Raw genomic sequence first — 12,128 nt, 5'->3', positions numbered from 1 at the left:
ATTGTATTTTCGTTTTCTATCTTTTTAGTGCCACACGATCAGCATGCAAAAGAAACAATTATATACACGTCAATTCTGGCTACTTTGTTTAAGTTCCTTTTTATTTTTTGCGAGCTTTAATCTAATTATCCCTGAATTACCCGCATACTTGAAAAATTTAGGCGGTGAAGAATACCTGGGTTGGATAATAGGACTGTTCACAGTCACTGCCGGACTGAGCCGTCCTTTTAGTGGGAAGCTCACTGACACGATAGGCCGTATTCCGATTATGATATATGGTGTATTCGTTTGTGTGATTGTAGGATTTATTTATGCTGAAATTACCTCAGTAATAGGCTTATTAATCTTAAGGCTTGTACACGGTATGTCTACTGGTTTTAAGCCTACTGCTACTTCGGCATACGTAGCAGATATTAGTCCAGATCACAGAAGAGGTGAAGCGATGGGGATTCTCGGAATGTTTGGAGGCCTTGGTATGGCAATGGGCAATACAGTCTCCAGCTGGATAACCAATACTTTTTCAATCAATATCATGTTTTACACAAGTTCAGCATTGGCACTGGCTTCAATATTGGTACTTGTCGGAATGAAAGAAACCCTTGAAAACAAACAGAAATTCAGGTTTTCGCTTCTGAAAATAAATATGAAAGATATTTTTGAACCCCGGGCAGTACCAGCAGCATTAACGATGATGCTTTCCGTATTTTCATTTGGTGTTGTGCTCACAATAATGCCTGATTTTAGCGAATATCTAGGCCTTGAAAATAAGGGGATATTTTTTGGTATTTTCATGAGCTCTTCAATTGTGATGAGGTTTGTAGCAGGTAAATTATCAGATATCTATGGTCGGTTACCAGTATTAATTACCGGAATCGTAATGCTCAGCTTCACCATGTTTCTTATTGGTTTGAGCACCAATCTAACCCTGCTATATACAGCAGCGGTTATATTTGGTTTTGCAGCCGGTATAAATTCACCTACAATATTTGCCTGGACAATTGATCTTGCCGATGATCGGCATAGAGGAAGAGCCCTTGCTACTGTTTTCATCGCTCTTGAAATTGGAATCGGATCAGGTGCATTCATTTCCGGAGAGATTTATAATAATAGGCCTTCAAATTTTAGAGATGCCTTTTGGGCCGGAGGTATCATAGCCCTCCTTGCTGTATTGAGTGCGTGGTATTTTTATCGTAAAGAGCAGAAGATAATGATAAAAGAACCTGAGTCGTGAATATTTATTAACTTCGAAAAAATAATTTTTTTATGAAGAATTTTATTTTCGCTCTATTCTGCATGGTCCTTCTTTCATCTACCATGAAAGCACAAAACGTTGCAGTTTCATTTTCATATTTCTTTCCCAAAGATGGATACCCTTCAGTTCCGGTGAGCCCGTTTTCTATCAGGGGTATCGGTGTAGACTTAAATGATTATCTTGCTATTCAAACAGGTGGATCACTTTACCTGATGAGTGGGATGCAAATCACCGATCTTCCTTTGGAAAGTAGCAAACCATTATCAGGACCTTCCTTCACAGTAATGGTTCCGGTAGAATTATTTTTATCATTTCAATCAAATAAATTTGATTACAATTTTAAAGGTGGTGTTTTCGGATTTTTTAATATCTGGCAAAAATTAAATACCGGTAATTTTGACAGGGCTATTCGTTCATATGAAAATTGGGAAGTGGCCAATAGTGATCTCGATTTCAAGAAACAGCCTGGATGGGGATTTCATGGAGGACCAGAGCTTGTCTTTTATCCAAATAACAAATACGGGGTTTCACTGGAGTTTATTTATTATTTGGGCGGAGCAAATATGCCAATTACTGGTAGTTACAACGGAGGAAATTCCGGAGAAGCATTTCAAACAGTAGATGTGAATTATGAAGATGCTGTCCTTGATTATACAGGTTTTGAAATTAGTATAGGAGTCATCATTTTATAGTATTATAATATGAAAATAGGAATGATCCTCGACAGTCATTTCCCTCCTGATCCAAGGGTGGAAAATGAGGCTTTGTATTTGATAGATCAAGGTCATGAGGTCTTTTTATTCTGCCTTGATTATACGGGTAAGAAAAAATCTGAAGAGACTTATAAAAATATCCATGTCATCAGAATTAAACCTCCGAAAATAATTTACAAACTATCTGCATTAGCATACACATTCCCTTTTTACCATGATTATCTCCGACCTATTATCAAAGATTTCATAATAAAAAATAAAATCGACACAATACACATTCATGATATACAAGTGGCAAGAGCGGTTTTTGATGCCAATAAAACCCTGGGAAAATCCATCACCCTAGATCTCCATGAAAACAGGCCTGAAATCATGAAATACTATGCTCATACGAATACATTTACCGGCAAAATGTGGATAAGCCCAAAAAAATGGAAAAAGTATGAAGCTGATTTTATTAAAAAATCTGATCACGTCATTGTGGTTACCGAAGAAGCCAGAGATTATTACCTGAGCTATATAGATATCAATCCCGACAAATTTAAAGTAGTCCCAAATTCAGTTAGAAAAGAATTTTATAATAACATTGAATTCAAAACTGAAATAACAGAAAAACTCAAAGGTGGGTTCAACTTATTATATATTGGAGATACTGGTATCAGAAGAGGTTTATTAACAGCTATCGAAGCTATTCCTGACTTGATAAATAAGATCCCTGATATTAAACTAGTTATCGTCGGAAGAAACAAAACGGATAATATTTTAAAAGAAGCAGTAACAAAACTTCAATTAGAAGATCACGTGCTTTTTGAAGGATGGCAATCCCCGGATACTTTTGCCTCTTATATTGAATCTTCAGATTTGGGTATTTCTCCTCTTCATCGAAATATCCACCATGATACTACCTACGCTAATAAAATCTTCATGTACATGGCATTTGGTAAACCAATTGTAGTTTCTGATACAACCACCCAAAAGAACCTGGTCAACAGGTATAATTGTGGTGAAATATTTGAGGCAAAAAACACAAAGGATTTTTCAGATAAAGTCCTGTCTCTTTTTGAGAATAGAGAAAAATATGAAAAACAATCTGAAAATGCTGCTGAAGCAATAGAGCAGGAACTCAATTGGGATAAGCAGGCAGTAGAATTGAACGAAATATATAAATAAGGTCGTCTGCAATTGACGACCCTATCTTATATTATATTTTTATTAATTCGAAGAATTAGTTTCCTCAGGGACTGTCCAGGTAATTCCAAAATGCTTTGCATATTCTTCTAACGGTCCTAGCCCAACCTCTGCCCTTCTCTTATTTACATTCTGTGGATCAGCCAGTTCGTGTACTACTTGTTCACCTGTTTCAGGATTTGTAGTTATTTGTGAACCATAAATTTGCGGACGGCCATTACGCATCTCAATTCGATCTACGAGTAAAGCTAGGTGGCTTCCTGAAGACTCGCCTTTTTTTACAGACTCCTCAAGTAAGGGAATATACTTTTCCTGAACTTCTAAAGGAGCATGTTGGATTACCAGCCATAGAGCTGTATTAGCTTTCCCTCCAACTTCACTTCGTCCTACCCATCCATGTTCATCTATAATCGAAACAACTTCATCTAAAAGCCTCTCGTCCTCTTTATTGATCAATTTCCATAGATAGCCCATATTATCAGAATCTTTACCAAATTTTTCCTTTGCAGGATTTAATAGGTGTCTTAACGTTTGATCTTCGACATAAATTCTTTCTAGTTGAGCCTGCAATTCCTTATCAAAGTCTTTCTCGTATTCTTCTTTATTGGCTAATGCGATAGAAACAATTTCTTCCCACTTCTCATGATCATGAAGCGATTTCAAATCCTCATCCTGCTTCATCCAATCAACATTCTTATAACCTGCCTTTGCAGCTCTTTCAAGATAATAAATAGACTTTTCTTCATCACCAGCTAAAGCGAAGCTACAGGCAGCATTATAATTCTGACCAACTGAACCTGCCTCATTAGTTAAAGCCTTTTCATATAATTCTGCTGATTCACCATAAGCCTCCTGATCGTACTTTTCATCGGCCTCAGCAATTAATTCATTAAATGATTGTGAATGAGCCGGGATAAAACCTATAGATAGAATAATTAGGAGTAAAAAATTTTTCATTGTTATTAATCTTTTTTTTATCATTTATAGCACTAAACTAAAGAACTTTTCATCTTATAAACTATTTTTTAAGTTAAAAAACTTAAAAAATAGTTTATTTATCAGAATGAAGTGCTAATCGATTGCCCTCTGTATCAGAAAAAACTGCCATAAACCCATGCTCTGGAGATATTTGTCTTTTATGGATCATAATTGTTCCTCCTGCTCCTTCAATTCTTTCCTGAACTGTTTCAAGGTCAGGATTGGCATTCAAATATATAAGGGGGCCCTGCTGACCTGTTTTATAATATTCATTTTTAACCAGAGCTCCTCCTACTTGATCAAAAGGAAAAATCCCCATTTTAAATTCGCCTAAATCCTGTATATCGATATCAATATCGAAAATAGTATCATAAAACTTCTTGGCTCTATCCATGTCATCGACAGGAATTTCGAACCAGCTGATTAGTGAGGGTGGTGTTGGTGAGGGTGACATGATTTTTTTATTTATAAATTAATAAAAAAGCTCAGTATTTAGAAACTGAGCTTTCGTAAAAAATATTATAAAAAAATTCGTTTTTAATATTTATATGCCTAACCTAATTACTTAATATTAAAATTTCCTTTATTTAAAAAAATGAAAATATAGCTAATCTACTAAGAGATAAAATTGCCTTGGAGCCATACTTCTAAGTTCTCTACTAATGATTCTAACCCAATAGGGCTCATTATCAAAAGCTAATATCTCACCCTCATTATTCTTTAATACAATTCCTGACCACCCCGGTTGATAATTAGAATAATCTATTAAATATTGGGGTTGACCAAATTTATTATAAATCGTACCAGTTTCAATCAATTCCGGAGAACCTTCAACATAAGTATTTGGTGAAGCATATCCTAAATATTCAATATTATCATTCATCGTATTATAAATATCAATTTTAAAGATATTATCCCCTGAGTTATCCAGATAATTATTAACTAATTGATAGGTGCTATCTGGATATGAGAAATTGTATCCTAGCTTCTTTTCCTTAATTAATTCAAAAGAAGAATTATAATAATATCTACTTATTTCACGAGGCTCATCATTCAGATTAAACACAAATTGAATAGAGACTATCGTATCCGCTTTGTATTCCAGTCTGTGGAGATCTTTATTATTATATTCATTAAAAACCTCTCTATATTCTTCAGTAACTCTATTCTGCTCATACTTTAGTGTGGTTTCCCACATTATATGTTGACTAGAATCTTCTCTATAGAAAAAAACAGGTTTATCTTCTAAATAATCGATATAAATAACTGAATTATAATCTGGATATACATAGCTTATCATCCTATTTTCATTATCATAATTTCGCTCAATTGAATGATTCTTATAATTTGCTTTTATTAGGTTTTTATATTTATCATATTCAAAAGAATCCTCTCTTAATTCACCATTAACATCATAATTGATTTTCACAATCATCCCTTTAGAATCATATTCAAAAATAACATCTGAACCAACAGATCTGGAATATGATTTGATCACTCCATTATCATAATTAAAATCATACCTTTTCTCCTGGTAATTGAAATTTCCAAGAAACTTATGAGATCGAATAGAATAATCAAGTCTATCACCACTGAAGAAATGATTGAATTTTTTATTGTCTTTGTAAACAATAGCTATTTGCTCAAAACACACCAAAAAATTATTCAGATTAAATGACTCAGTCTCACTGATTTTAATTGTACTGGTATCCGCTCCTGCAACAGATCTTACTGGTCGCGGATCTACCTGCGGGATTACTTCTTCATCATCAGAAGAAAATGGGCAGGCTGTAAGGATAAAGAGTAGTGGTAAAAAGTAAAAAATTCTCATTTTAAAAAATATTAAAGTACAATTGCTTTTATTTGATTATTAGATCAGTATCTATAATAAAGTTTAGAAGCTAGTGATTGCAGCCAGACAGGATAATCATTGATGATAATCCCTTCTGAATTATAAACATCATATTTCATCATAGAATTCGGATCGTGAGGATGATAATGAATTTCATTTAGTAAGTTTTGATTAGAATCATATAACATGACCATTTCAGAATACTCCTTATAAATTTCCTGGTATGTTTCCACAACTCCATAACTAATATAATCCGAAGTATTTTCACTTTCATATACATACGCCTCATTTACTTCACTACCTGATTTATCAAAATAAAATTCGTCTATCACATAAGTATTTTTATTTTGATTCGATATTGAATTCACATAAGACTGATGTCTAACTAAACCATAATTGAGTAAATAATACTTCTTTGAAGTCAACCAATATTCTCCAGTATGACCATTATCATTGGATGAAAAATCATTATGGAAAACAACAAGTGTATCACCAGGATATTCGTACTCAATAATTTCCTTTCCTAAAACGGAATTATCTCTATTGTAATCAACAAGCTTAAATTCTCTAATCATTTTTCCCGTTGCATCAATATCATAATCCCACTTCACCCAAAACAAATCATATTGATATTGTTCAACTATATCGAGGTAACCATTTGAATAAGAATAGGTTAAATAACCCCCATCACTATTCACATACCTTTTAATTAATCTATTTTTCTCATCAAATTCACGAGGCAAATGTTTCTCATTCTCAATTAGTTCTACCAAATTTTTATATTCATCATATACACAACTTCTGGTATAGGATTTTTTAGAAACACTCCCATCCAATAAATCAATTCGGCTCCATCTATATTGGGTGATCATACCCTGATTATCATAATCATAAATTAGTGTATAATATGAATCCACATAATTCCAGGTGGTCGAATCTATTAAACCATTCAAATTATAATGGTGGGTATAGTCTTTCCATATTTTATTGTTATTACCTCTGAATTTGTAATTAAATGTGGATCCCTGGACATTGTTTCCAATTATATTATGCTTAAAAGAACCTAATTCAAAATACCCTTCGAAAGCTATCTGCTCAAAACACACCAAAAAGTTATTCAGATTAAACGACTCGGTATCACTGATCTTAATTGTATTTGTATCCGCTCCTGCGACAGACCTGACTGGTCGTTGATCGACATTAGGAACCACTTCATCGTTGTTACAAGAAATAAGGCAGGCTGTAAGGACAACCAGTAGTGGTAAAAAGTAAAAAATTTTCATACTCTCTTTATTCTTATTAAAAAAATTCCACAGGCGAAGATAATCAAATATATTCTTCTTAAGAAAAAATGATTAATTGATACTGTTAATTAATTGTTTTTAAAACTATTAGAATTAGCATATCCCCTAGAATTATCCTAACTTATATATAAGCATTAGTTATTATATATACCTCAATATTATAGATCGTTTATTGCCCCTTCATAATCAAAATGTAAATAAATAATATTTATATGAGGCAGCTGTATATCCTTTTACTGTTTATTTTCCTGCCTGGTTTGATTTTCTGCCAATATAAAGATACTACTTATATCAATTTAGGCGGTGCAGTACGATTTAATACAATGTTTACTATTTATGAAGGAGAAACATTTAGCCTTCCGACAGAAAACAGAAACGGGATCTTTTGGGATGTAGTGAGATTTGAAGTTCATGGTAAGGCAAAGGGTGTCGGTTTTGACTTTGAATACAGAGTATATCCCGGTTTCAATTGTCATTTTCTTAAAATGGGTTATCTCACTTACGAATTCAGTGAGAACAGCAATATTGAACTTGGAATCACCCAAAAACCATTCGGTATGCTTCCCTATCTTGGTAATTCCTGGTGGTTTCAACTACCCTATTATGTCGGACTGGAAGATGACTATGATACCGGTATAAAATACTCCCACATATCCGGTAACGGTAACTTTAGATGGAAAGCAGCATATTATATTATGGCCGAACCTCGAGGACAATCAGATCCTTTATTTGGGAATTATATGTCTGCAAGATATTCATATGATGTTATCCCTGAAGACGGGTATAATGGAAATAAAGAAAGAAACCAGTTAAATCTTTGGCTGGAAAATGACTTTACAAATTCAATCACCGCAGGATTATCATTCGAAGTTGGTCAGATTTATAATTCAAATATTGATGAAAGCACGCCTCATTATGCATTTGCAGCCCATTCATCCATCGATCTGAATGAACGGATGAACATAAAACTCCAGGGTACTTATTACAACTATCCTGACATAAAAAATGACGAAGGAACGGAAACAGTAGATTATATTAATTTGGGTGCATATGGTTTTGGCACCTATCAGGCAGCAAGCAAAGCAACTATTTTATCGATTGGGTTGTCATACAATTTACCTGTTGAATGGGGACCAATCCAGTCTTTAACATTTTATGAAGATTACAGTTATATGTACAAGTATGGTGAAATAGAAATTGATGGCAGAACATTTTCTTTTGTAGATTCTCACCATAACGTGCTTGGATTTCTGGTAACCGCCGGATACATATATACTTACTTTGATATTGCCTCAGGCATCAACCAACCTTGGTTGAGTAGTGCATTTGGGGGATCAGCATTAAGCACTGGCCGCGGTGAAACACCAAATATTTTCCCCGGTGATCTCGATGAAAACTCACAGGTAAATCAATTAGATGAAGATCCCTCGATTAATACACGATTTAATATAAATATTGGATTCTATTTTTAATGATATGGGAAAGGGAAAGAATAAATATTTCGATGTTCATGGTCCGGTTTTCTGGCCAGCTTCTATTTTGATAGTCATATTCATTGCGATCACTCTAATTGTAGGTGAACCAATGGAAAAAGTTTTCGGGAATATTCAAAATGGAATTTCTGATTACGCGGGCTGGCTACTTGTTCTTGCTACCAATTCCTTTCTCATATTTTGTATAGTTATAGGTTTTAGTAAATATGGTAAAATCCGAATAGGTGGTAAGGAGGCTGAAACTGAATTTTCTACAGGTGCCTGGTTTGCAATGCTTTTTAGTGCCGGTATGGGAATCGGAATTATATTTTGGGGTGTAGCAGAGCCAATGTTTCATTATGTTCAACCACCAATAGATCTGGACGCTCCGGCATCAAGAGCTGAGCAGGCTATGACTTTTAGTTTTCTACATTGGGGATTACACGCCTGGGGCATTTATGCTCTTGTTGGATTATCGTTAGCATTTTTTGCTTTCTCAAAAAAATTACCTCTTACTATTCGATCAGTATTTTATCCTTTATTAAAAGAAAGAATTCATGGCTGGATCGGCGATGTGATCGATGTAATTGCAGTGATTGCGACTCTTTTCGGTTTAGCTACATCTTTGGGCTTTGGAGTTCAACAGGTTTCATCTGGTATGAACTACCTGTTTAATATTCCTGACAACGTGATTACGCAGGTCGTTCTTATTGCTATTATTACAGGGATAGCAACTATCTCTGTTGTTTTAGGAATAGATAAAGGTGTGAAATTCCTGAGTGAATTAAATATTAGAATAGCAGCAGTGTTTTTGGCCTTTATCGTAGTGGTAGGCCCAACACTGTTTATCTTAAATAGTTATATCGAAAATATTGGTCATTATTTCCAAAACTTTTTCTTTTTAAGTTTTTGGACCGAAGCATATCAACCAGCAGAAAGTGCGGGCTGGCAAAATAGCTGGACAGTGTTCTATTGGGCATGGTGGATAAGCTGGTCTCCTTTTGTAGGTATGTTCATCGCCAGAGTATCTAAAGGGAGAACGGTAAGAGAGTTTGTTATGGGTGTGTTAGTTGTCCCTTCTTTACTGACATTTTTATGGATGTCAGCTTTCGGTGGATCAGGTTTATGGGTTGAAATGAGCAATCCGGGCATAATAAGTGAAAGTGTAATGGAAAATGTATCCACTTCCTTATTTGTATTATTAGAACAATTTCCACTAGCAGAAATTGCATCTGCAATTGGAGTTATACTGGTTATAAACTTTTTTGTAACATCCTCTGACTCCGGATCATTAGTTATTGACAGTATTACTGCAGGAGGTAAGCTTGATGCTCCTGTAGGCCAGAGAATATTCTGGGCAGTATCTGAAGGTGCAGTTGCCGCAGTTCTGTTAATTGGTGGTGGATTAGGAGCATTACAAACCGCTGCTATAACAACTGGCTTACCATTTACATTTGTACTGATATTAATGATGTTCAGCTTGTTACGCGGCCTGAAAAATGAATATGCTAAATCTATTCAACTTGATCAGGAAACTGACTTTAAGAAGTACAGCGAAAGAATTGAAAAACTTATTGCTAAAAGAAAGAAAATTCACAAAGAACAAGAAGAAGAATCTGAATCAAATAAAAATTAAGCCATGACTCAGCTATTATTATTTTTAGATCTCAGCGAGATGGACTCATCCGTAATGCAAAGCGCATATCGGATAACCAAGAAAATGAAAGTTTCCAAAATTGGTCTGTGCCACTATGTGGAAATACAGGAACACGCATATAGTATGGACTCATTTTATAATAATCCTGATCGCCCGATAAAAAAACTTATCGAAGAAGAATTAATAGATATGGCCACAGAATACAACTTACCAACAGATATCTGTGAGACAATTGTTCACGATAAAGGGGGGAAAGAAGATTTGTTGCATAAATTAAATAACAGCGATTACACATTATTTGTGTTAGGTAAAAAAACCGTCCATACAGGAACAGGTGCGTTTTCTGCAAAACTTTCAAGAATGATTGAAAAGCCTATTCTTTTTGTAACAGAATCTACCAAACTTGATCTTCAAAAAATTCTAATACCAACAGAGTTTTCACAACATTCCAAAAAAGCAGCCAAACTTCTTGATGAATTTGAAGGATTCAAACCCGAAGAAGTGTTTGTATTACATGTTTTCAGAATACCTCCTTCCTATTTCCCTTTTTTTGGTAAAAAGTCAGATAAGTTGATTAAAGAAATTGAGAAAAAGTCTTCTAAAAAACTGGATTCCTTTTGTGAGAAATATTTACAAGGATATGATGTGCATAAGGAATTAATATACAGTGAAGATAAATCTATTGCCAAAGTTGTTTACGACTTTTCGAAAACCAAACAGATTGATATGGTGGTAATGGGCAAAAAAGGAAAAACTGATGATGATGAAGACCTCATCGGTTCGGTGGCCGCTAAGATGATTCAAACAGATAAAGATATCCCAGTATTGCTAGTTGAATAAATAAATTATTAGCTCTAAAACTTTTATTGATTAAGTTTTAATATTTATTTTTTTCTGTTATCATTGAGCTCAATCAAAATATTGGTTACTCAATATATTTTTATTTTCAACTAAATCTTATCACTATGTTTAAAAATCAAATTGTATTCCCATTATTTGGGATTTTTCTATTGCTTTTTTCATGTTCTGAACAGAAAGAAGAAATATTTCCACAAGAAAGTATAAATTCCATTGAACTAGAAGAAGATTTCGAATCTTTAGAATCATTAGAAGTTGAATGTGCTATTGTTGATAATTCAGGTAAAGATTACAAATATTATGACTCCATTTGTTGGGGAAGAAAGAGATATTATTCTCATGTCGATGGTATGATAGGTTCAGATTATAGCTATCAATGGACTATTGATAGTGGAAATGCCACTATAGTTGGATCATCGACTTCTAATAGCGTTGAAATAGATTTTCCTTATGGGTTTAATAAAGTGAATTTAACCTTTAGCGTTAAAAACAATATAAATAGTCAAGCCTGTTCAGAGATACTTGAGGTAACAGAATTAATATGCGACCCTCCTTGTGATTTATTTATAGATGAACTAACTGAAACTTGTTACCCATCTTGTTTTGAGTTTGGAAGATATAAATTGCGAAATTATCCTGAAGGTGCAGAAATCAAATGGTCAATAAGAAACGCTACTTTTGTGAATACTTATTATGATGAAGTTTATGTTTCTGCTGATTCTCAATATAAATTCACAATAATTGCAGAAGTGGATAACTGCGTTTATGAAAAAGTAGTTACTCCTAGGACAGATTGTGCTAATGACTGTGGCGGTGGAGGTCCGGCACCTTTTTAAAACTATAAAATCATTAAA

At 34.1% G+C, this 12,128-nt stretch carries 11 protein-coding genes; 7 read left to right on the top strand and 4 right to left on the bottom strand.

Annotated features, from left to right (window positions below):
• The first annotated feature begins 43 nt into the window (after positions 1-43).
• From OO013_RS06490 to OO013_RS06480, 3 genes are read left to right on the top strand one after another with little or no spacing between them, the layout of a single operon-like run.
• Positions 44-1,231, top strand: coding sequence for an MFS transporter (locus OO013_RS06490; protein ID WP_266055888.1), 1,188 nt, complete (start codon positions 44-46; stop codon positions 1,229-1,231).
• Between the two features lie 32 nt (positions 1,232-1,263).
• Entirely contained in the window at positions 1,264-1,944 is a 681-nt protein-coding gene (locus tag OO013_RS06485) for a hypothetical protein (protein WP_266055887.1), read from the top strand.
• A 9-nt stretch (positions 1,945-1,953) separates the two neighbouring features.
• Positions 1,954-3,135, top strand: a complete 1,182-nt coding sequence (locus OO013_RS06480) for a glycosyltransferase family 4 protein (RefSeq protein WP_266055886.1) — start codon at positions 1,954-1,956, stop codon at positions 3,133-3,135.
• 42 nt (positions 3,136-3,177) lie between these two features.
• Here the strand turns inward: OO013_RS06480 and OO013_RS06475 are convergent, their stop codons facing one another.
• From OO013_RS06475 to OO013_RS06460, 4 genes are all read right to left on the bottom strand, one after another.
• Complete coding sequence (locus OO013_RS06475; RefSeq protein WP_266055885.1) at positions 3,178-4,110, bottom strand: DUF6624 domain-containing protein; 933 nt, start codon at positions 4,108-4,110, stop codon at positions 3,178-3,180.
• Positions 4,111-4,204: 94 nt separating this feature from the next.
• The gene (locus OO013_RS06470) at positions 4,205-4,585 is read right to left on the bottom strand and encodes a VOC family protein (protein WP_266055884.1); all 381 of its coding nucleotides are present in this window, start codon (positions 4,583-4,585) and stop codon (positions 4,205-4,207) included.
• Positions 4,586-4,738: 153 nt separating this feature from the next.
• Entirely contained in the window at positions 4,739-5,962 is a 1,224-nt protein-coding gene (locus tag OO013_RS06465; protein ID WP_266055883.1) for a hypothetical protein, read from the bottom strand.
• Positions 5,963-6,006: 44 nt separating this feature from the next.
• A complete protein-coding gene (locus tag OO013_RS06460; protein ID WP_266055882.1) occupies positions 6,007-7,266 on the bottom strand; it encodes a hypothetical protein in 1,260 nt (419 codons plus the stop codon).
• A gap of 233 nt (positions 7,267-7,499) precedes the next feature.
• Between OO013_RS06460 and OO013_RS06455 the strand changes: the two genes are divergently transcribed.
• From OO013_RS06455 to OO013_RS06440, 4 genes are all read left to right on the top strand, one after another.
• Complete coding sequence (locus OO013_RS06455; RefSeq protein WP_266055881.1) at positions 7,500-8,759, top strand: hypothetical protein; 1,260 nt, start codon at positions 7,500-7,502, stop codon at positions 8,757-8,759.
• Positions 8,760-8,763: 4 nt separating this feature from the next.
• The gene (locus tag OO013_RS06450; protein ID WP_266055880.1) at positions 8,764-10,395 is read left to right on the top strand and encodes a BCCT family transporter; all 1,632 of its coding nucleotides are present in this window, start codon (positions 8,764-8,766) and stop codon (positions 10,393-10,395) included.
• A gap of 3 nt (positions 10,396-10,398) precedes the next feature.
• Entirely contained in the window at positions 10,399-11,256 is an 858-nt protein-coding gene (locus OO013_RS06445) for a universal stress protein (protein WP_266055879.1), read from the top strand.
• 125 nt (positions 11,257-11,381) lie between these two features.
• Entirely contained in the window at positions 11,382-12,110 is a 729-nt protein-coding gene (locus tag OO013_RS06440) for a hypothetical protein (RefSeq protein WP_266055878.1), read from the top strand.
• The last annotated feature ends 18 nt before the right edge of the window (positions 12,111-12,128 follow it).

It is taken from the genome of Mangrovivirga halotolerans (assembly GCF_026241165.1).
Taxonomy (GTDB): Bacteria; Bacteroidota; Bacteroidia; order Cytophagales; family Cyclobacteriaceae; genus Mangrovivirga; species Mangrovivirga halotolerans.
This window is presented reverse-complemented; position numbering and strand designations above follow the sequence as displayed.